Below are 21,220 nucleotides of genomic sequence, written 5' to 3' on the forward strand. Positions count from 1 at the left end.
AAAAAACGGAGAGACCAAGGCGAAAGTGCGCAAGAAGTTGCGCAGTACTGCGCAACTTCTTGCGCACTTGGCTGCAGGCCATGACAGGCCTGGCCTGCAGCGAATTTAAGGGCGAAATATTACGAGCATGTGCGCAACTTCTTGCGCAGTATGGCAATAGGCCGCGCCGGGCATTTGAAGGCGTCAAACTTTTCGCGCCCAGCCTGCGAACATCACATCACCGACGTACACGCCTGAAGAGGCTGAACGTTCCTGATCCAGACGCTCTTGCAACGTTTCAATTCCGACCTCTTCCGCGCTGGCGACGCCTAGTGCGAGGATTCGCGGCAAGCACGCTCGAACAATGGCGCCAAGGCTGTAGGGACTATCAGGGGTTTGTATCAGGCATTCAGCGCGCACGCTTTCTACGGTCAAGCCTGCCTGAGTGAAAGTACGGTGGAGATTGAAACCGATGTGTAAATCCGCGCCTTCGCGAGCAATCATTTCCTGTATCCAGAACTGCGCTCTTTTATGCAACGGGAAAGGGTCCACGCTTGCAGGCGCCATCGTCGTATCGTGTTCTTGAAAGACCATGACGCCGCCGGGACGCAAGCGGTTCGACAGCGCTCGGATCGTCGCCACAGCATCCCTTTGATACATCAGGACGCGCCTCCCGACGATGGCATCAAAAGTACCAAGCGAATCCTGCAGTTCCAGAAGCTCGCACTGGATGAACGTTAGTGAAGGGTAACCATGTGCGGCGCTATGCTGGCGTGCGATGGCAATGGCATGGGCGTCATGATCAACGCCGACGACCTCTCCATTCCCTCCCGCCAGATCACACAACAAAACAGAAACATCACCCGAGCCGCAACCCACGTCCAGGATTCGCATCCCTTTTTCGATGCCCGCGTCGATCAGCAAACGCGTGGTGAAGTCGAGTCGGTTGATCGACATTGCTAAGCCTCTCTGAATGTTCTGAAAAGTCTATGGTATGCACTTCGGCCAACACGCCGCTTGAGGTCGATAGCACCCGTCGCGAACGGCGGCTCTCGACCTCAAGGATCAGGCTGCACCCAGCATTGCTTCATCCTTCGCCACCGCACGTTTAAAGGCGTCGCGGCTCGTTAACTTCTCGGCGTAAGCGAGGAACGCAGCTCTGGGTGGCAAGGTTTGCAAGCCTAGTCCCCAGCCGATGTGGGAGCCAACATAAACATCCGCAGCGGTGAAGTGTTCACCGGCAATAAAGGGATGCGCCAGCACCGCGCGTTCGAGCTGATCCACGGTGCGCTCATAGCTTCCGTAGCCAAAGAAAAACTCCTGTTCCGGCTTCGGATTGAAACCGGCGCGGTGGTTAGTCACCGCCTGTTCCAGAGGCCCCGCAGCAAAAAACAGCCAGCGGTAATAAGCGGCACGATCCACCGCCGCAGGAGCCAGCCCGGCCTCGGGAAATGCGTCGGCCAGATACGCACAGATGGCGGCAGTTTCTGTTATGGTTTGCCCGTTATGCACCAGCGCGGGGATCTTTCCCATCGGGTTCACGTCGCGAAAAAAACCGACGCGTGAATCATCAGCATCGGCCAGCGTCGGCGCGGCCAGCGCGGCACCACCCCAACGGTCGGTCTGACTGATCGACTGGTAATCCATAATCACCGTCTCATAGGTGCAGCCGATTTCTTCGAGCATCCAGCGCACCATGCGTCCGCGTGAATTGGGGTTGGTGTAGAAAGTCATTGTCATCGTGAGCTCCTTTTGGCTCGGTTTGTTGACGACAATGGTAAGAGCGAAGCTGCATCAGCCCGTGGGCGGTTTACGCCAGAATACTTGCGGAACGCGCCATTAGCGGCGCGTAGCATTACGCATTGCCGCCCTCCTGCGGTTCGGAGCTTAGAAATGTCGCACCTTCACACCAGCGCCGAACGGTGTAAATTGCCCAGGGTGTTCTGGCAGTCGATAGAGCAACTGGGCCTGGATCCCTCGTTGATTCAGCAGCACGCTCAACTGCCCCATGATCTTCACCTTAACGAGTCTGCTTTTGTCAGCACCCATCAACTGTTTGCCGTCTGGAACGCCATCGAAGTGCTTTCGGCGGATCCTGCCTTCGCGATAAAGATGGTTCGCGACACACCTAGCGCGAAACACAAACTGGCGTTCCTCACTGCGTTATATGCGGCTGACTTTCGTGACGGCCTCGCTCGGTTGGCGCGCTTCCAGCGTCTATGTAGCCCCGACAAACTTTGCATCGACGAGCGCGAGGGCACTGTTTCACTCACGATTCAGTGGCCTTCCGGCACGGATCCGGCGCCTTATCTTTCAGTCGAGGCGTGTTTTGCCTTGGCACTGGAACTCGGTCGACGAGGCACCGGCAAACACATTGAGCCTCTGTCATTGAGCTTGAGAAGGCCCCAGCAAATGCTGGAAACGCACTCAAGTTATTTCGCCTGCCCCATTCTCTACGGCGCTGCCAGGGACGAATTGATCCTTCGCACCTCTGACATCGGTCTGGCTTTTCTTGAGCACAATCCGGAAGTGCTGCACATGATGACCCCCGGCCTCACCGCCGCAATTCGCGCGATTGAAGCGCCAGTTGGCTTTTGTGAGCAGGCCATTGAAGTGCTGAAACGCGCACTGGCGGGCGGGCGGCCAAGTTTGCAATTCCTCGCCCGTGAACTCTTGCAGAGCGAGCGCACGTTGCAACGACGATTAGCGTGCGAGGGTACAACGTTCAGCGCTCTGCTCAACGAGGCCCGGCGCCAGGTGGGATTACTCCTGTTGGCTGATACCGGCCTTGAGCTGAAAGAGGTGGCGTATCTGCTTGGCTACGAGGACGTCAACTCTTTCCATCGGGCTTTTCGGCAGTGGGAAAAGATTTCGCCCACTCAGTGGCGACGTTTCAATGCCTGAAGCATGGCGCTGGCCATAGGCGCAAAGGCATGACTGCTTATGGCCGAAGACCTCGCCGCGACGGCTGAGTGTCCGGCGACTGCCTTCGTACTGGAATGATCAAGCGCTTCGCTAAAGGCCCTCACAACAATAGCCGATTCAAGGATCCCGATTACTATCCCCCTGCGAATCTCTATCCCGGCACAGACGTTTTATAAAGGGGCCAGCGAAAGACCAAGACTGCCAATACAACTGGAAGGAGTCGTTCATTGAGTGTCAGAAATGACTGGAAAACGCTCGGCGAACGAGCATCAGAAGATCTGTTCGCATGGGCGGCGTTTGTCGCGAAAACAGAGTTCCTGTGGCAAGACCCTGCCTCGGTCAAGGACGCCGATGCTTGGCAGCGTCTTTGGTTTGAACTGGAGATCATCAACGGGCTTGCGTTGGCGCAATGGGAAGATGAGGGAAAGCCAGATGACTGGTCACGCAGCTGGAGCAAAGACTATCGACAAGAAGCGGCCGCCCTGGCGACTGAACTGGTAGCAATGCTTGGCGATGCAGATTCATCTGCCACCTGACTGGCGGTGCCCGCGGTAAAGCGGGCACCGTTTCCTGTGTGGGAAAAGGGCTAGACGCCTGCTTACCAGTTGTAACTCACTTTGGCGGTAATCTCGCGACCCGGGTTGTAGAAGTTCGCTGTGCCGGAACCGACCACGTGCTGCTCATCCAGCAGGTTGCTGAGGTTCACCGCAAGGTCGGTGCCCTTGGCGATCTTGTAGTTGAGCGCGGCGTCGAACAGCGTGGTGCCATCGCTTTTGCCAGAGTTGGCTGCATCGAAGTAGTAAGAGCCGACGTAGCGCGCACCCAAGCCAACGCTGACATCAGTGGCAGGCACGTCGTAGTAACTCCAGAGCGAAGCGGAATGCTTGGGTGCCGTGGCGAACTCATTACCCTTCAAGGAGCTGCCGTCGTACAACGAGCCGCGCTGTACCTCGGACTCCATATAGGAATAACCACCGATCAAGCTGAGGTTCTGCGTCACCTGCGCCTTGGCTTCCAGGTCGAGGCCACGCGCCCGCGACTCGCCCACCGTCTGCTGCTCAATGATGCCGCTCGGCAGCACCACGGCGATGGTGACGTTTTCCTGGGTCAGGTCATAAACGGCTGCGGAGAACAGCGCGTCGATCGCCATAGGCGAATACTTCACGCCCACTTCGTACTGCCGGCCCGTCTGCGGTGTTACACCAACCTGCGGCGGCGAGACGGATTCCACCATGCTCACATAGGTGGACACCTCATCGTTGACGATATAGGTCAACGCACCTCGGTAGGAGGTTTCGGAGAAGGTGTCTTTCTCAGTGGATTCCAGGCCTTTGCTGGTCAGGTCCATCGAGTCGTTGCGCACGCCGCCGGTGACGATGAAACGCTCGTAGAACGACAAGTTCTGCTGGAGGAATACGGCCTTGGTGGTCGCGTCTCGCTTGTTCACGGCATACGGCGCGATTGAGCGTGAAACGCCAGTAAACACCGGGTTGGCAATGTCAATCGAAGTCGTCGGAGCGTAGACCGAGCTTTCCTTGGTGGTCGAATCGAGGTATTCGACGCCCACCAGGCTGCTGCTGTCGATGTTCTCGAAGCGGGCATCGTATTGCAGCATCAGATTGCCGTTGAACTGGTCGGCTTCGGTGTCCGTTCCAAACTGATAGCGGTCAACGATGGTACCGACACGTGCGGCGCTGTCGCTGAGGTAAACGTAGCCAAAATCATCAGTCAACTTGCTGTAACGCAGATTGCTGCGCAGTACGAAGCCGTTGTCGAAGTCATGGGTGACGTTGCCGCTGAGGCTGGTGCGCTCGACATCGTGAAAGTTGTAGCTGGGCTCGCCATAAAACTTGCTGCGGTCGTATTCCCTGTCCAGCGGATAGCCACCGCTGTTTGGCGAACTTTCGGTTTTCAGGTAGTCCAGAATCATCGTCGCCGACGTGTAATCCGTCGGTGCCCAAGTGAGGCCACCCATAAACAACTGGTTGTCGTCCTGCGAGTGATCGTACTCGCGGTCGCTGTTTTGGCCTTTGGCAGTAAAGCGGCCAGCCAGGGTTTTCTCGTCGTTCAGCGCATCCCCGACATCGATGCCTGTCTCGACATGGTCAAAGGAGCCGTAGGTGACATAGCCTTGGCCAAACTGCTCGAAGCGCGGCTGTTTGGTCACGAAATTCACCGAACCGCCCGGGTCCGCCGGTCCAAACAGCGTGGAGTTGGCGCCACGCAGAATCTCGATGCGCTCGTAAGCGAATGGATCTTCGCGTACGCCGCGCATCGAACTCAGGGTCAAGCCGTCACGGTAAGTGGTGGCCTGGAAGCCACGGATCTGGAAGTAGTCGTTGCGGTCATCCGTACCATAGAAGTCAGTGATCACGCCGGGTGTGTATTGCAGCGCTTCTTCCGTGGTGCTGACGCTGCGCTGTTCCATTTCCTTGTTGGTCACAACCGACACTGATGCCGGTGTATTGAGAATGCTGGTCGCCACCTTGCCGCCAACCCAGAGTTCCTTGGCGACCACCGAGTTGGCGTCGTCGTCGGCACTGACCCTGACCTTGGCGTTGATGATGAGGGGCGCAAGGCGGTAGTCCTCGACGTCGGTTGCGTCGAGTTCGAGCGGGCCGGCAGGCTTTGGCTGAGGTGTCAGCAGGTAAGCGGTCGGGCCTTGCTGCTCGATCTGCAATTGGCTCCCCTGCAGCAACGATGACAGCGCTGCCGACGTATCGAGCGAGCCATTTACGCCAGCGGTGGTGCGGTTCGCAACACTCGACGCATCGAAGGAAAGACTGATGCCAGCCTCACGCGCAAAGCGATCAAGCGCCGGCGCCAGTGGGCCGGCAGCGATGTTCCACTGCTTGACTTGATTGCTGTGGTCAGCGCTCGTCGTTTGCCCCAGCGATGGCAATGCGTAGCTGCTGACAATCAGACCCAACATCGCACCTTGCAAGGCACGATTTAATGGATGGCGCTGTGAAACCGGGGACGAACTCATTTTCTCGCTCCAAGAAAGGACATCGGCAGACTGGCCTGTATTCCGGCCTTCCTAAGAGGTCGAACGAGAATGCGAAACCACCTCATTATTTTTCAGGTGGTTTTGATGGGCTCAGGTAGCAGCGGTCACAGTCACCCAGTAACGGGTTCGGTAATCGATGTGCAAGCGCAGTGATTGCGCGATCAATGCCAGGACCTGATCGTTGTCGGCGAGTTGGAAGGTGCCGGAAACGCGACGATCCGCGACCTCTTCGGCGCAGCGCAATACACCGGGACGATAACGCGACAACTCGACGATGAAATCATCGAGACGCATATTGCGCGCACTGATCACTCCGTCACCCCAGCTCCACAGATCGAGGCCGTTGTCGCTGAACGTTCGGGCGCCACTCGATGTGAACAGCAGCTGATTGCCTGCCTGGACGCTGCGGTTCGCAGGCGTTTGACTGAAGCCGGGGAACACCGTGACTGACCCTTCCTGAGCCGCGACCAGCGTGCCATCGTCACGTTCGCGTGCCAGAAAGCGCGCACTCTGAGCGCGCATGATCCCGTCACGTGATTGCACCCAGAGCGGTCGCGCTTGAGGCGAGTGTTGATCGGCGCCGACATTCACGATGATTTCGCCCCGTCGCAGGATGATCAGGCGTCGCTGGGCGTCGAAATCGCTGTCGACGGCGCTATCGCTATTGAGCTGGATAAGGCTGCCATCATCGAGTTGGAAGCGTCGTTGCTCGCCGGTGCTGCTGCGTTGTTGCGCAAGCATGGCGGGAACGGGTGTGTAGTCGCGACCGAGCCAGGCTGCCGTGCCAACAGTCGCCAATAGGCCCAGTAGCTTCAGGCTTTCGCGCCGGCGCATTCCCTGATGGGTGCCATTGAGGGTTTGTCGCGCCAGTTGAGCGGGTACGCCGGCAAATTCATCCCCAAGGGTTTCCACACGCTGCCACGCCAACACATGCTCTGGGCGCTGCTGCAGCCAGTGCTCAAAAGAGTGCTGTGTTTGTTCATCGGCCAGATTGAAGCGAAGGCGCACCAGCCATTGGATCGCCTGCTCAACGATGGCCGGATCCAGCGCCTGCGGCTCAGGCCTCGACATAACGCAAGCGATAGCAGTGTTGCAGGGCCGTGGCCAGGTCGCGTTCCACCGTCGCGCGGGAAACACCCAGCTTTTCGGCTATTTGCGCGCACGTCAGACCGTCGAGTCGGGCACATAAAAACGCCTGACGAACCCTTGGTTTAAGCAAACTGAGCATGCGGTCTATGCGCTCGAGCGCATCAAGAATCAGCAACCGGCTTTCTTCCGAGGGGACCTCGTGTTGAGGCAGCAACGTAACGCTTTCCAGATAGGCACGTTCGAGTTCGCGACGACGATACTGATCAATCATCAGTCCGCGGGCGATGCTGCTCAAATAGGCGCGCGGCTCGCGCAAGGGGCTGGACTGACGGGATTTGAGCAGACGTACAAAGGTGTCCTGCGCCAAATCTGCTGCGTTATCGCGACATCCAATGCGTCGGATCAGCCAGCCGTGTAACCACGAGTGGTGGGTGCGATAGAGCAGCCCTAGATCTGCAGTACCTAGCGTTTCGTCGCTGCGCATCGGAATCCCGGAAAGTACACAATTGATAATTAATCGCATTCTACTCACGGGATAGGGCCGGAGGCAAATACGTGGCGCTCAGCGTTCGGATTTGGGCGAATGGGGTCATTCTGAAGGGGGGCGAGTGGAAGGATGCGTCCAGCGATTGGAAGATTTGAACCCTGGCGATTAGCGTGAACGTAAAGGTTTCAGGAGGGATGCGGACCCGTGTAATGGGGCAGCAGGGGCCGGCGGTGGAGTCTTGGTCCGAGCCGCCGGCATTGAGCATGGTAACTCTACGATGCAGATTTTCTACTCGGGTGATTTGCCTAACCCACTGCGCAGAATGCTCCCACGCCAGAAACGACAAAGCCCTGAATAATCAGGGCTTTGTCGGTACAAATATGGCGGAGGCGATGGGATTCGAACTCATGGACCTGTTACAGTCGACGGTTTTCAAGACCGTTGCCTTAAACCACTCGGCCACACCTCCGTTGCGTTGCGGGCGCCATAATACCTGAATGAAACACACTGTCAAACTCTCTGCATGGCTTGTTACAGAGCGTCTGTTATGATCTTTGCGACTGAACGTTTCAAACCAACAGGAGTGTCGCCATGCGCGAACAGGATTACGCAGTTAATAACGGCGTGCAGGCTGAGCAGCTAGAGGTTAGCCGCGTCCTGCGCAACACTTACGGCCTACTGGCTCTCACCCTTGCATTCAGCGGTGTGATGGCTTTCGTTGCCCAGCAGATGCGCGTTGGCTACCCGAATATTTTCGTGGTGCTGATCGGCTTCTACGGGTTGTTCTTCCTTACCAACAAGCTGCGTGATTCCGCGTGGGGCCTGGTGTCCGCATTCGCGCTGACCGGTTTCATGGGTTTCCTGCTCGGCCCGATCCTCAACCGCTATCTGGGCATGCAGGGCGGCGCTGAAGTGGTCAGCTCGGCGTTCGCGATGACTGCACTGGTGTTCGGTGGTCTGTCGGCCTACGTGCTGATTACCCGCAAGGACATGAGCTTCCTCGGTGGTTTCATCACCGCCGGTTTCTTCGTGTTGCTGGGAGCAACGCTGGCAAGCTTCTTCTTCCAGATCAGCGGCCTGCAACTGGCGATCAGCGCAGGTTTCGTGCTGTTTTCGTCGGTGTGCATCCTGTTCCAGACCAGCGCCATCATCCACGGCGGCGAGCGTAACTACATCATGGCGACCATCAGCCTGTATGTATCGATCTACAACCTGTTCGTCAGCTTGTTGCAGATCTTCGGCATCATGAGCCGCGACGACTGATCGCAGTCTGTGAAATAACGAAAAACCCGCCTAGGCGGGTTTTTTGTTGTCTGCGTGAAAGTGGTGAGGCCATGCTCGGCTAATTGATCACGATGCTGCCGTCGACCTGCTGCTTGTAGATGGTGTAGGGCAGCAGAAAAGTATCGAGTGCCCCGGATATCACCGCATCGATCAACACCACAGGAATCGCGGCGTTTTTGTAGTCGTCGGCCTCCACGCCTTCGCCCAGAGGGGCATGCAAACTGCAGAAATCGTAGGCGAGGCCGCTGTAGATTCTTGGCACCGCCCCGCAATAACTCTTCTGTTTCTTGAGGCTGTGCACCGCGGCCTGATCATTGCGCACCACGGTTTGAACTGTCCCGCAACCGCCTAGCATCAACGCCGCCAGTATCATTGCCTGAATTCTCATTGCCGCCAATCCTTCGCCGGAAAAACCTCAATCTACGCCGAACATGCTGAAAAAGCACTTACGCCATCGGCGGCAATCGGCGTTTGACCGGTGTCTTCTTGACAATCGCAGTATTGGTTTCCGCCAGAGTATTGAGCCGGTCGAGAAGGGTGTCCAGTTGCTCCATCGAGCGCACGTGCAGACGGGCGATAAAGCAGTCCTCGCCGGTGACCTTGTCGCACTCGGTAAACTCTGGAATCGCCAGAATCTGCCGCTCCACTTCCTGCAATTGCCCCGGCAGTGGCCGCACGCGAACGATTGCCTGTAGCTGGTAACCGAAGCATTTCGGGTCGATTTCGACGGTATAACCTTTGAGCACACCGCGCTCTTCAAGCCTGCGCAAACGTTCGGCCACGCTCGGCGAAGACAACCCACTTAGCTGTGCCAGCGCCTTGAGCGAGCGCCGCGAATCTTCCATCAATGCGCTGATGAGGATCTGGTCTATATCGTCTGTCATGAGCTGATTCCAGGATTAGGCAGCTGAGGGAAACCACCCTCGATAAAAAAGGCACAAATCGAGTTTAGCCTGCTTTTTACTCTGGAGAACAGGTGGTTGGGCTTGACATACTTTTGTCACGTTTTCAGCAAATGCTCAGGAGATTGATGATGGACAACCCAATCCGTCGCGGCACATTTGAAATGACTGCGGCCATGCTTATCTCTGGGACGATCGGCTGGTTCGTCCTGGTGTCCGGGCAACCGGTGCTCGACGTGGTGTTCTGGCGCTGTGTGTTCGGCGCAGGCACCTTGCTGCTGATTTGCGCGGCCTTCGGCTTTTTGCGTCCGGGTATTCTGACCCGCACGACGTTCTTGCTGGCGGTGCTCAGTGGTGTAGCGATTGTCGGTAACTGGGTGCTGTTGTTTGCTTCTTATTCGCGCGCTTCGATAGCCATCGGCACGGCCGTGTACAACGTGCAGCCGTTCATGCTGGTCGGTTTGGCGGCGCTGTTTCTTGGCGAGAAAATCACCTTGCAGAAGCTGTTCTGGCTGGCGATTTCGTTTATCGGCATGCTGGCGATTGTCAGTGCCCATGGTACGCAAGGCGAGGGCGGCAACGACTACCTGCTGGGCATCGGCCTGGCATTGGGCGCGGCGTTGCTCTATGCGATAGCGGCGCTGATCATCAAGCGCCTGACGGGCACACCGCCCCACCTGATCGCACTGGTTCAAGTGTGCACCGGCGTGTTGTTACTCGCCCCGTTTGCGCACTTTTCTGCGCTGCCGCAAGTCCCCGGTGCCTGGGCCAGTCTGGTGACGCTGGGCATCGTCCACACCGGCCTGATGTATGTGTTGCTGTATGGCGCGATCCAGAAACTGCCGACGGCGTTGACCGGTGCACTGTCGTTTATCTACCCGATCGCGGCGATCCTCGTCGACTGGTTTGCCTTTGGCCATCGCCTGGAAACCCTGCAATGGCTCGGGGTGGCAGCGATCCTGCTGGCGGCCGCCGGCATGCAACAGGGGTGGGGCGTGAAATCCCGGGCCGCGGTGGCTGCGCGGCCCTAAATGGCCTTGATCAGTTCCTTGAACAGACCTTTCAACTGTTGGTTACCGGCATCCACCAAATGGTTGTCATCGAAGTACCAGGCCACGCCGTCCCTGGACCCCATACAAGTACCTGCCGGGCAAAGGTACGGCGTCGGATCGATCACCGTTGCATGGCAGCGTTTGGCGGCTGCCTCAATGGTGTAGTTGGCGATTCTGTTGCGTTTTTCATACTCGCTCAGCGTGATCGAAATATCGGCGTTCTGCCGGAACAGGCGTTGATTAAGATTCAGGCCTTTGTAGACGCTGAAGGGCATTTCCGGGATCGGCCTGACGATGTAAACCGGGTGGTTTTCGGCAATCGAGCAAACGGTCTTGCTGTATTCGGCGATGTAGGCGTCGACAAAAGCTGCATCGCCAGAATGCGCGCTGTCCGGAAAGTGAATGCGGTAATTGTTGCTTCTCCCGGGATCGGCATACAGCGCGGCGCGGCTGAACAGCACTACCGGAACGCCCGGGAAGTCAGTCTTCAACACGCGCAGCTTTTCATCGTTGAAGGCGCGGCATTTGTCTTGCAGATCCTTGTCGCGCATTTCGAAGTTCAGCAAGGGCGGGCAGCCGCCGCGCGACCAGGACAGTGCGGCTTGCGGATTACTCATCTGTACGGCGGCAGCGGTGGATTGCGCGTGACTGTCACCGAACAGAATCACCGAGATTTCGCCTGTGCCCAATTTGCAGTCAGCCGCAGCGTAGCGGTTGGGATAGCACTCTTGGGGATACAGTTTGCTGGTGTATTCGGGCTGACCGAGGTCGACAAATGCCAGGCGGGCATCCGGGTATTGCTTCACCAGCGAGGAGGTTGCGGCCGAAAAACCGATGACGCCGACGATCAGCGAGGCAAACTTGAACAGTGTGCGTGGTGCGGTACCTGTTCTGCTGACCTTCGATTCGACCCAGTAGTAGGAGACGGCGCCGAGCAACAGTGAAAGAGCGATGGCGCCCAGCACATGCGGCCAACTGCTCAACAGTCCGCACAGATACAGAAGCACCACCAGCGGCCAGTGCCAGAGATAGACGGAGTAGGAAATGCTGCCAGTGAATTGCAGGATTTCATTGCGACTGAAGAGCGACTGGCGGTTGCTGTAGATCACCAGCAGGGTACCGATCACTGGTAGCAGGGCGAGATAACCCGGCCAAAGATCTTCTTCCGAAAAATACGTAACGCTGAGGGCGATCGCCAGGAGTCCAGCTCCCTCACACAGCGCACTGTTGCGGCGGCTGAGAGCCAGAGGAAAAACAAAGGCCAGACCGCCGACGATCATCTCCCAGGCGCGGGTGGGCAGCATGTAAAAGGCAAAAACCGGGTGGGTTTTACTCAAGTAAACCGAAGCACCGAGCGAGATGGCCGCCAGCACGATCAAGGCGATTTTGCTTGTGCGCTCGCCACAATATTTGAACAGCCCCATCATCAGAAGGGGATAAAGCAGGTAGAACTGCCACTCAACCGACAGCGACCAGGTGTGCAGCAACCAGTTTTCGTGCAGCGGTGCGTCGAAGTAATTGCCGTCTTTGGCGAAGAGGAAATTGGAACTGAACAGCAGGCTGCTCTTGATCGTGCGAATCGTCTCGCGAAAATCATCCAGCGGCAGGTACACGTAGCCGAAGATCAGCAGCGCGATACACAGGGTCAGCAGCGCCGGAATGATGCGTCGGGCACGAGATGCATAGAAGCCGAGAAGGGAGAAGTTTCGTTGCTGCAAACCCGTGACGATGATCCCCGTCATCAGGAAACCGGAGATTACGAAGAATATGTCAACGCCGACAAAACCGCCGTCAAAGCCCGGAATCCTGAAGTGGAAAAGCACTACCGCGAGAACGGCAAGCGCCCGTAAAGCATTGATATTCTTCCTGAATTGCATTTATGCATCCATGACACGTCCACTGTGATGGCGCATTGTAATGATCCTGTCGGCTTTGTTACATGGAAATTATCCAGCGCTGCTCAGATGTTCCAGCGTGGCGCCGTTAGCGCCAGGCGCTGGCGCATCTCGCCGATGTTGGCGGCGAGTTGCCGGGTCAACAGGCGATAGCCATCCAGCGTGCTGTAGACCGGTGCATCAAGGCTGGCGTCGGGCAATTCCAGCGGGCGCTCCAGCCGTTGTGATGCACCGGTCTTCAACGCCCGCGCCATGCCGATCAATTGCACACGAATCTGTCGGTGTTCAGACTTCAACGCGGTTCGCAGATGGGCCATGGCCTGTGGGTCGTTGGTGTCTGGCCGGGTATTGCCGAGGATCTCCAGCGTGCTGATGCACATGCGCAGGTTGCGCTGGATGGCATCGAGCTCGGTCATGGAAATCTTCACTTCCTTGGACACCGATGGCATCAGCGAACGCAGTTGCACCATCACGGCACCCAAGCGGCTCATCAGCTTCAAATGCTCATCGGCGCTCACCGCCTGGCCGCTGATGATGCGGCCGTACACCGTGGCGCAATCGCGCAAGGCGTCGGCGAGGTTGTAGCGCCACGAGTACACGGCGTACAGCGGCAGAGCGAAAGAGAAGGCCAGAGCGAGGGCAATGCCGATCAGAATGTCGACGCCGCGCCACAAGCCGTCGGTGATCGGATTGTCGCCATGCCCGGCAACAATGAACACGGTGATCGCCGAGAGCAGGGCGGTATAACCCCCTTTGCCAATCGCGTGATAAGAAAAAAAACCGCAGACCACCGCCATCGCAAAATACGTCAGCCACGGCATGCCGAGCCACGCCTGCTGCGCCACCAGCAACAAACCGACGCCGGCGCCGATCAAGGTGCCGGTGGCGCGTTCGGCGGCTTTTTTACCGATGTTGCCGTGGTGCTGCAAACCGCCGATCACCACCAGCATGGTCACCGAGGCCCACTCACCGTGGGGCAGGTTGATGCCGGTGGTCAGCAGGATCGTTGCCAGCAACCCGAGGGCCACGCGCACTGCATGAATCAGCCGCGCGTGCCGGTAGCGTCGATAAGGATCAAGCAACGGACGCAGGACACGGCGCAGCAAGGGCGGAAGTCGATGGGTGCTGTAAGTACTCAGTGCGGGCCTCTCGTGATTGGGCTTCAGATCAATGGAAAGGGAAAATGTAATTCATCCATGCTGCCATACGCAGGAGGATTTTGCGCATCGTGCCAATGTGGTGAAAGTGCTGACTGTACAACGCGGCCTGCCCGTAAGCACCGCCCGGCATTAGCTTGCTGTACTGGGCGAATTCCGGATCGGTGATTTCGATGATCACCGGCACACGCCCGGCCGGCGGCGAACCGGTGTAGCCGATCAGCGTGCCGGAAGGCTGCACCTGACCTTCGGCAATCACCCCGATGACGTTTTTCACCCGACCGGCGAAAACCTTTCCGGGAATGCCGTCGAACGCGACTTCAGCTTCATCGCCGACGGTCAGGCGCAGCAGGCTGTTCTGGCGCATCCACGCGGCGAAGTATTGGCCTTCCTCGGGAATGAACACCATTGAGGGACGCAACGGCAACTTGCTCGCCATCATTCCCGGACGCAGCGAAACATGGGTGACGAAGCCTTTGCTCGGCGCGCGGACGGTGGTGTTGTCCAGCTCGAACTGGGCGTTATCCAGTTGCGCCTGCAGATCATCGGTGCGGGCGATGGCAGCGTCCAGTTCGCGCTGGGTGCCGAAGTTGCGCCGGATCAGTTCGGTGATGCGATAGCGATCACCCTTGGCGGCCACCAGTTGCGCTTTGAGCGACTTCATGCGGTTTTCAAACGGTGTAGGGTCGATGCGAAACAGCACATCGCCTTTTTCCAGCGGCTCGTTACCCTTCACCGGCACGTCGATCACCTGGCCGCTGACGATGGGAATCACCGGCACAGACACGAAGTAAGTGCGCGCCACCTCGGAGTAGGGATGGTTGTAGTTCATGGTGAAAATCAGGGCGCCGATCATCAGGATGCCGCCCAGTACGGCGGTGGGCACCGTCCATTTGTTCAGCGGGATACGGAAGATCTTGAACACTGCGACGCAGAACGCGGCGTAAGTCAGGATGAGCAGCAGATCCATGGCGTTCAGCCCTCCCGGTTTTGGGGGGCGGTGGCATTCAGCGCTTCGAGTCGTTCGAGGCGTCCTTGCAGTTCGACCACCTGTTGCTCCAGGCGAACCACATGGTTTTGCACGGATTTACCGTCACCGAAGCCCCAACCGCGATCTTCTCGATAGGCCATCGCCCAGATCCACAGGAAAGGCCAGAGCGCATGCAGCGTGAACAGACTGACCCAGCCAGTGGCATGGATCGCATCCTGATGCGGGTGTTTACGATGAACGGCAATTTCATAGGGAATGTCGTGCAACACGATGATCCCGTAAAACAGTACGAGCCCGGCAAACACCAAAACCCCTAGCGCAAAGTAATCCAGCATGGTCAAGCTCCCGGCATCCAGCACAGTGCTGGCATCAGTGTAGACACTGATTTGCCGGGCGCTTGGCGACTTTGGATCAGAACCGCACGGGCTCGCCTTCTTGCTTATTCACGATTCGGGAGACCGTGGATCAGAAGATGTAATCGGTGGTCAGGAAGCTCGAATCACGCCCGCGAATGATCTCGCTGATCAGGTCCTTGTTGCTGTCCTGGAACTTGGTTGCCACCAGCGTACGGATCGAGAACACCCGCAACGCATCGTGCACCGAGAGCGTACCTTCGGCGGAGTTTTTGCGGCCGTTGAACGGGTAGGTGTCCGGGCCGCGCTGGCATTGCGCGTTGAGGTTGATCCGCCCGACCTGGTTGGCAAAGGTGTCGACCAGACGACCGACCGCCACCGGGTTGGTGCCGAAGATGCTCAACTGCTGACCGAAATCCGACTCCAGCACATAATCGATCACGGTATCGAGATGACGGTACGGCACGATCGGCACCACGGGGCCGAACTGTTCCTCCTGATAGACACGCATCTGCGGATTTACCGGGTACAGCACTGCCGGGTAGAAGAACGACTCGCGGGATTCGCCACCATTGGGGTTGACCACTTCGGCGCCTTTGCTGCGCGCATCGGCCACCAGACCGTGCAGGTAATCGACCTTGCCTGATTCCGGCAGCGGCGTCAGCGACACACCCCTGTCCCACGGCATGCCCGGTTTCAGAGTGGCCAGCTTCGCGTTGAATTTTTCGATGAAACTGTCGACGACATCTTCATGGACGAAGAGGATTTTCAGCGCGGTGCAGCGCTGGCCGTTGAACGACAGCGAACCGGTCACGGCCTCGCTGACGGCATTGTCCAGATCGACTTCCGGCAAGACGATACCGGGGTTTTTTGCATCCAGACCCAGCGCCGCGCGCAAGCGGTGAGGTTTTGGGTGGAGTTTCTTCAGATCGCTGGCAGCCTTGTTGGTGCCGATAAACGCAAAGATGTCGATCTTGCCGCTGGCCATCAGCGCGCTGACGGTTTCACGGCCGCTGCCGTAGATGACGTTGATCACACCGGTCGGGAAGCTGTCGCGGAACGCTTCCAGTAACGGACGGATCAGCAGCACGCCAAGTTTGGCCGGTTTGAACACTACGGTGTTGCCCATGATCAGCGCCGGAATCAGCGTGGTGAAGGTTTCGTTCAGCGGATAGTTATAGGGGCCCATGCACAAAGCGACGCCGAGCGGCACGCGGCGGATCTGGCCGAGGGTGTCCTGTTCCAGCTCGAAACGGCTGGAGCGGCGGTCGAGTTCCTTGAGTGCATTGATGGTGTCGACGATGTAATCGCAGGTGCGGTCGAACTCTTTTTCCGAATCCTTGAGGTTCTTGCCGATTTCCCACATCAGCAACTTCACCACCGCATCGCGCTGCTGGCGCATGCGGCCGAGGAAGGCTTCGACGTGCTGGATACGTTCGGCCACGCGCATGGTCGGCCACAGGCCCTGGCCCCGGTCGTAGGCACGCACGGCGGCGTCGAGCGCGGTGAGGGCGGTGTCGGCATCGAGCAGTGGCGTGCTGCCGAGGATCACTTGTTCGTCGCCATTCTCACCTTTTAGATAGACCGGGCTGCGCACGGTGGCGAGCGGGCCGTCCCAACGCCGCAACTGACCATCGACGAGGTATTCGCGTTGCTCGACCTGACCGTCGAGGCGGTATTTTTCCGGGATGTCGCTGACAGAAGGGAACAGGTTGCCAAGGATGTTTGTTGTGGTCATGTCGCTACCCCGTGTTGATGTCCGTATGCAGATCAAAAAGCCTTCACAGGTTATACGCCTGAATGCGCCGCAATTTAAACCCGCAAATGTCACCCGAATGTCACGCAAACGCGCAGAGCAGAGCGGGCAGCAACACCGCAAACTCTGTGGGAGCTGGCTTGCCAGCGATTGATCGTTCCCACGCTCCGCGTGGGAATGCAGCCCGGGACGCTCTGCGTCCCATTGGAACGCGGAGCGTCCCTTGAGGCATTCCCACGCAGAGCGTGGGAACGATCATCGGGGGAGAGGGCTGGCCTCGTTTGCCCCCCTCGCTGTCCCGCAATGCCCTCAACCCGTTGCAGCCGCTGCCTTAAGGTGTGAACACAACAATAAGCGAGGCCGTTATGCGGGCAATCCGACTCACTCTAATGCTGGCGTTGGCCGTGGCGCTGCCTGGCTGCGGCGAAGATCCCAAACCACCGGTCACCACCCATAACGCCATGCCCAACGACCCGGCACTGGCGCAGATCTACACCAACAGCTGCCAGCTCTGCCACGCCAACCCCGCTGCCAACGCGCCGCTGACCGGCGACCGCAAGGCCTGGGAACCGCGCATCCAGCAGGGCACCGACACGCTGCTCGACCACGCCATCAACGGCTACAACGGCATGCCGCCGATGGGCCAGTGCGTCGAATGCTCGCAAGAACAGTTTGTGCAATTGATCGGCTTCATGGCCGACCAGCCCCTCCCAGAGTAAGGTGCCCGGCATGACCATGGATCTGACTCGGCGTCAGTTGTTGCAGCGAGCAAGCATCGTTGGCGCATTCAGCGCGTTGGCGAGCCATCCGGCATTGGGCCAATTGATGCGCGCACCAAGGTTGATTCCGTGGCGCAACTGGTCGGGTGGGCAGAGCTGCCTGCCAGCAGCGCGGCTGGCACCGAAAAATCTCGATGAGCTGGTGACCGCTATCCAGCAGGCGCAGGGCAAGATCCGCCCGGTCGGCTCGGCGCATTCCTTCAGTGCGTTGGTGCCCACCGATGGCACGCTGTTGTCGCTGAGCTATTTCAACGGTTTGCTCAATCACGATGGGAAAACCTTGCAAGCCGAATTCGCCGCCGGCACACCGATGTCACGCATGGGCCTGCCGCTGAAAGACATCGGCCAGGCCCTGCAAAACATGGCTGACATCGATTACCAGACCCTGGCCGGAGCCATTGCCACGTCGACCCACGGCACCGGGAAAAACTTCCAGTCCTACTCGGCCCACGTCTGCGGCCTGCAACTGGTCACCGCCAATGGCGAAGTGTTGGACTGCGACAGTCAGCGTCACCCTGAAGTATTCAATGCCGCACGGGTTTCCCTCGGTGCCCTCGGCGTGGCGACGAAAATCCGCCTGCAAAACCGCCCGGCCTATCGCCTGCGCGAACGCCAGTGGATCGCCAAGACCGAAGAACTGCTCGAAGACCTCGACAGGAACACCCGCGAAAACCAGCACTGGGAAATGCTCGTCGTCACCCATTCCGACTACGCCTTGTCCATCGCCCTCAACGAAACCGACGAACCGGCGACGCCGCCGATCCCGCCTGAAGAGGAGGGCGGCAACGAGTTTGTCACCCTGATCGAGAAGATCGACAAGTACGGCAGCGACTTCCCCGACCTGCGCCGCACGCTGCTCAACAGCTTGCGCCATCTGGCCAGTTTCGATGATCGCATCGGCGACTCGTTCGACATTTACGCCAACGTGCGCACCGTGCGTTTCAACGAGATGGAATATTCGGTGCCCGCCGAACACGGGCCGGCCTGCCTGCGCGAGATTCTCAAGCTGATCCAGGACAAGGACCTGCGCACCTGGTTTCCCATCGAGTACCGCTACGTCAAGGCTGACGATATCCCGCTGAGCATGTTCGAGGGCCGCGACAGCTGTTCGATCTCGGTGCACCAGCATTATCAGATGGACCATCACAATTTCTTCGCAGCGGTCGAGCCGATTTTCTGGAAGTACAACGGCCGCCCGCACTGGGGCAAGTTGCACACGCTCAACGCGCAAACCCTGCAGCCGCTGTATCCGCGCTGGCGTGAGTTTGTCGATGTGCGACAGGCGCTCGATCCGAACGGGCGCTTTCTCAATGCGCATTTGTCGTCGATTTTGGGGATGAGCTTATGACGGTCAATCGACGTAATTTCCTGTTGGGTACGTTGGGCGTCGGCGCTTTGTTGGTGGGCGTTGGCGCTTGGCTGCGGCCGGGGGATCGTGGCGCGCCGTACAGCGAATACTTCCGGGCGCTGAACAACGAGTTAAAGGAAAAGGGGCCGATGCGTCCGGTGCTGCTGATTGATCTGGATCGCCTCGACCACAACATCGATGTGGTGATGCAGTCGGTCAAACGCGGTGGCAAGCAATTGCGTTTGGTGGAGAAGTCGCTGCCATCGCCGGGGCTGTTGAGCTACATCGCCCAACGTGCCGGGACGCAAAAATTGATGTCGTTCCATCAGCCGTTTCTCAATCACGATGCGCAGGTGTTTCCGCAGTCCGACATTCTGCTTGGCAAACCTTTGCCGGTGCGTTCGGCAGCGCAGTTTTATCAATCCCACAAAGGCGCGTTCGATCCCGCGAAGCAACTGCAATGGCTGCTCGACGGGCCGCAGCGTTTGCAGCAATACCTCGCGCTGGCTCAGGGGTTAGGCACAAGGATGCGCATCAACATCGAACTGGACGTCGGCCTGCATCGCGGCGGCGTCAGTGATGTGAATGTGTTGGGCCAAATGCTCACGCTGATCAGCGCCAATCCGCAGCATCTGGAGTTCGCCGGGTTCATGGGCTACGACCCGTTCGTGGGCATGGGCGTGCCGGGGATCCTTGGCGCACCGGAAGAACTGTTCGCCAAGGTCATGGTGATTTATCAGCGTTGCGTCGATTTCACCCGGCAGCAGTTTCCGGCGTTGTGGCATGACGGCTTGTGCCTGAATACCGCTGGCAGTCCGAGTTATCGCATTCATGAAAACGAGAAACTGAGTACCGAGGTTTCCGTGGGCACGGCGATGCTCAAACCGACGCACTATGATTTGCCATCGCTGGTCGAGCACGTACCCGCGACTTACATCGCCACGCCGGTGTTGAAAAGCACCGGCGCGGTGAACATTCCGGCGCTGGATGACAAGTCGAAGCTGTTTTCGTGGTGGGACCAGAACCAGCGCCAGACTTTCTTCATCTATGGCGGCAACTGGATGGCCGAATTCGAATCGCCCCAGGGTTTACAGAGCAACAGCGTCTACGGACGCAGTTCCAACCAAGAGATGGTCAATGGCTCGAATGCCGTCGGCCTCACAGTGGAAGACCAGGTGTTCCTGCGCCCGATCCAGACCGAAGCCGTGCTCCTGCAATTCGGCGATCTGCTCGCCGTGCGCAACGGCAAAATCGTCGACACCTGGCCCGTCTACACCTGACCCAAAATCACCCAAACACTGCAAAACCCTGTGGGAGCTGGCTTGCCAGCGATAGCGTCATGTCAGCAATCCTTTACTTCGCTGACAGACCTCTATCGCTGGCAAGCCAGCTCCCACAGGGTTCTCGATGTATGTCCCATCTCATTGCCAAATTCTGTAATGAAGCTTTTATGACAAAAGTTCGGTAGCACATCGCCAGTCCGGTCATGCCTATGTAACGCGCTTGAGGAGCCCAACGGGGCGCTTTTCACAAGCCGAGGCGGGACGCCGGGAGTGAGGCAATGGGGACTATGGAACGCTACTCGAAAGTGGGCATGCAGGAACTCGATCAACGCCTGTCGAAGATCGTCGAAGCCGCGCGCAAGAAGCCGGTTTCGGTGTATCGCTACGGCGCGCCGTGGGTCTGGATCGTCTCGCAGGATGACTGGCAAGGCGCCTTGAAAGAGGTGTCCAGCTACATTCCGCCGGGGCATTCGCTGGTTCTGTTGCGCCCGCAGATCGATGATCTGCTCGACGCCCACCAAAGCCTTCTGCACGACCTCAATGCCCAGCCCGGCATGCTGATCCCCGCGCAAACGGTCATGCACATTCTGCTTCTGCAACTGCTGTATTCGGTGCCCAGCGAGCAGCAACTCTACGAACAGCTCAATTACAACTTGCTGTTCCGCTGGTTCGCAGGTCTTGGCCTGAACCAGAAAGTCTGGAGTTTCAACGCCCTCAGTCGCGACATCGCCACGCTGCTCAATGAGCCGCGCGCGGTGCTGCTCATTCAAAAAATCATCGGCGAAGTGTTCTGCGGCGCCTTGCTGCAAATGCCCGAGTTCTCGTTGAACTTCGCGCTTTTGCACACGTGGCTGGGCAAACACGCCTGCGCCTCGACAGCCAGCAATTGACGCCATACACGCGGCGTTCGAAACGCCAACAGGTCATCGC

The 21,220-nt window shown here is 58.3% G+C and carries 20 protein-coding genes and 1 tRNA gene; 8 read left to right on the plus strand and 13 right to left on the minus strand.

All coding sequences use genetic code 11. The features are described from left to right. Window positions 1–183 precede the first annotated feature (183 nt). Window positions 184–936 carry a class I SAM-dependent methyltransferase gene (locus CQ009_RS18485; protein ID WP_105708037.1) on the minus strand — a complete coding sequence of 251 codons (753 nt, stop codon included), beginning with the start codon at window positions 934–936 and terminating at the stop codon, window positions 184–186. Window positions 937–1,044: 108 nt separating this feature from the next. Further along, on the minus strand, window positions 1,045–1,719 hold the full coding sequence (locus CQ009_RS18490; RefSeq protein ID WP_218275801.1) for a glutathione S-transferase family protein: 675 nt from the start codon (window positions 1,717–1,719) through the stop codon (window positions 1,045–1,047). Between the two features lie 153 nt (window positions 1,720–1,872). On the opposite strand from CQ009_RS18490, the gene CQ009_RS18495 reads away from it, so the two are divergent. Together CQ009_RS18495 and CQ009_RS18500 are read left to right on the plus strand one after the other, a co-directional pair. Then, window positions 1,873–2,883, plus strand: a complete 1,011-nt coding sequence (locus CQ009_RS18495; protein ID WP_105708039.1) for an AraC family transcriptional regulator — start codon at window positions 1,873–1,875, stop codon at window positions 2,881–2,883. A 248-nt stretch (window positions 2,884–3,131) separates the two neighbouring features. Further along, window positions 3,132–3,440, plus strand: coding sequence for a hypothetical protein (locus CQ009_RS18500; RefSeq protein ID WP_064390965.1), 309 nt, complete (start codon window positions 3,132–3,134; stop codon window positions 3,438–3,440). A gap of 62 nt (window positions 3,441–3,502) precedes the next feature. On the opposite strand, the gene CQ009_RS18505 is transcribed toward CQ009_RS18500, so the two are convergent. The 4 genes from CQ009_RS18505 to CQ009_RS18520 form a co-directional block, all read right to left on the minus strand. Further along, entirely contained in the window at window positions 3,503–5,893 is a 2,391-nt protein-coding gene (locus tag CQ009_RS18505; protein WP_105708041.1) for a TonB-dependent siderophore receptor, read from the minus strand. Window positions 5,894–6,004: 111 nt separating this feature from the next. Beyond that, entirely contained in the window at window positions 6,005–6,985 is a 981-nt protein-coding gene (locus tag CQ009_RS18510) for a FecR domain-containing protein (protein ID WP_105708043.1), read from the minus strand. Then, window positions 6,972–7,487, minus strand: coding sequence for a sigma-70 family RNA polymerase sigma factor (locus CQ009_RS18515; protein ID WP_105708046.1), 516 nt, complete (start codon window positions 7,485–7,487; stop codon window positions 6,972–6,974). Before CQ009_RS18515 ends, CQ009_RS18510 begins: the two co-directional genes overlap by 14 nt. A 384-nt stretch (window positions 7,488–7,871) precedes the next feature. Then, window positions 7,872–7,959, minus strand: a tRNA-Ser gene (locus CQ009_RS18520). A gap of 122 nt (window positions 7,960–8,081) precedes the next feature. Here CQ009_RS18520 and CQ009_RS18525 point away from each other — a divergent pair. Continuing rightward, window positions 8,082–8,753, plus strand: coding sequence for a Bax inhibitor-1/YccA family protein (locus tag CQ009_RS18525; RefSeq protein ID WP_064391025.1), 672 nt, complete (start codon window positions 8,082–8,084; stop codon window positions 8,751–8,753). Between the two features lie 79 nt (window positions 8,754–8,832). Here CQ009_RS18525 and CQ009_RS18530 read toward each other — a convergent pair whose 3' ends face one another. Further along, a complete protein-coding gene (locus tag CQ009_RS18530; protein ID WP_105708047.1) occupies window positions 8,833–9,162 on the minus strand; it encodes a YceK/YidQ family lipoprotein in 330 nt (109 codons plus the stop codon). A 58-nt stretch (window positions 9,163–9,220) separates the two neighbouring features. Then, window positions 9,221–9,658, minus strand: coding sequence for an Lrp/AsnC family transcriptional regulator (locus CQ009_RS18535; RefSeq protein WP_064391027.1), 438 nt, complete (start codon window positions 9,656–9,658; stop codon window positions 9,221–9,223). A 149-nt stretch (window positions 9,659–9,807) separates the two neighbouring features. Here CQ009_RS18535 and CQ009_RS18540 point away from each other — a divergent pair, with 149 nt between their 5' ends. After that, window positions 9,808–10,707 carry a DMT family transporter gene (locus tag CQ009_RS18540; protein ID WP_105708049.1) on the plus strand — a complete coding sequence of 300 codons (900 nt, stop codon included), beginning with the start codon at window positions 9,808–9,810 and terminating at the stop codon, window positions 10,705–10,707. On the opposite strand, the gene CQ009_RS18545 is transcribed toward CQ009_RS18540, so the two are convergent. The 5 genes from CQ009_RS18545 to CQ009_RS18565 all read right to left on the minus strand — a co-directional run bounded on the left by CQ009_RS18545 (window position 10,704) and on the right by CQ009_RS18565 (window position 16,862). Then, window positions 10,704–12,605 carry an acyltransferase family protein gene (locus tag CQ009_RS18545; RefSeq protein WP_105708051.1) on the minus strand — a complete coding sequence of 634 codons (1,902 nt, stop codon included), beginning with the start codon at window positions 12,603–12,605 and terminating at the stop codon, window positions 10,704–10,706. The genes CQ009_RS18540 and CQ009_RS18545 overlap by 4 nt on opposite strands. An 83-nt stretch (window positions 12,606–12,688) precedes the next feature. Beyond that, window positions 12,689–13,729 carry an FUSC family protein gene (locus CQ009_RS18550; protein ID WP_177330963.1) on the minus strand — a complete coding sequence of 347 codons (1,041 nt, stop codon included), beginning with the start codon at window positions 13,727–13,729 and terminating at the stop codon, window positions 12,689–12,691. A gap of 61 nt (window positions 13,730–13,790) precedes the next feature. Further along, window positions 13,791–14,750, minus strand: a complete 960-nt coding sequence (locus CQ009_RS18555; protein WP_064391030.1) for an HlyD family secretion protein — start codon at window positions 14,748–14,750, stop codon at window positions 13,791–13,793. 5 nt (window positions 14,751–14,755) lie between these two features. Beyond that, the gene (locus CQ009_RS18560; RefSeq protein WP_105708053.1) at window positions 14,756–15,106 is read right to left on the minus strand and encodes a DUF3302 domain-containing protein; all 351 of its coding nucleotides are present in this window, start codon (window positions 15,104–15,106) and stop codon (window positions 14,756–14,758) included. 130 nt (window positions 15,107–15,236) lie between these two features. Then, window positions 15,237–16,862 (minus strand): NADP-dependent glyceraldehyde-3-phosphate dehydrogenase, encoded by a 1,626-nt coding sequence (locus tag CQ009_RS18565; RefSeq protein WP_105708054.1) that lies wholly within the window; start codon window positions 16,860–16,862, stop codon window positions 15,237–15,239. A gap of 383 nt (window positions 16,863–17,245) precedes the next feature. On the opposite strand from CQ009_RS18565, the gene CQ009_RS18575 reads away from it, so the two are divergent. The 4 genes from CQ009_RS18575 to CQ009_RS30475 all read left to right on the plus strand — a co-directional run bounded on the left by CQ009_RS18575 (window position 17,246) and on the right by CQ009_RS30475 (window position 21,180). Then, entirely contained in the window at window positions 17,246–17,599 is a 354-nt protein-coding gene (locus tag CQ009_RS18575) for a cytochrome c5 family protein (RefSeq protein ID WP_064391033.1), read from the plus strand. Between the two features lie 76 nt (window positions 17,600–17,675). Further along, a complete protein-coding gene (locus CQ009_RS18580; protein WP_177431009.1) occupies window positions 17,676–19,007 on the plus strand; it encodes a D-arabinono-1,4-lactone oxidase in 1,332 nt (443 codons plus the stop codon). A 71-nt stretch (window positions 19,008–19,078) separates the two neighbouring features. Then, window positions 19,079–20,287, plus strand: coding sequence for a DSD1 family PLP-dependent enzyme (locus CQ009_RS18585; RefSeq protein ID WP_177431010.1), 1,209 nt, complete (start codon window positions 19,079–19,081; stop codon window positions 20,285–20,287). Between the two features lie 290 nt (window positions 20,288–20,577). Next, a complete protein-coding gene (locus CQ009_RS30475; RefSeq protein WP_064391036.1) occupies window positions 20,578–21,180 on the plus strand; it encodes a transposase in 603 nt (200 codons plus the stop codon). Window positions 21,181–21,220: the final 40 nt, after the last annotated feature.

This window comes from Pseudomonas sp. MYb2 (genome assembly GCF_002979955.1).
Taxonomy (GTDB): Bacteria; Pseudomonadota; Gammaproteobacteria; order Pseudomonadales; family Pseudomonadaceae; genus Aquipseudomonas.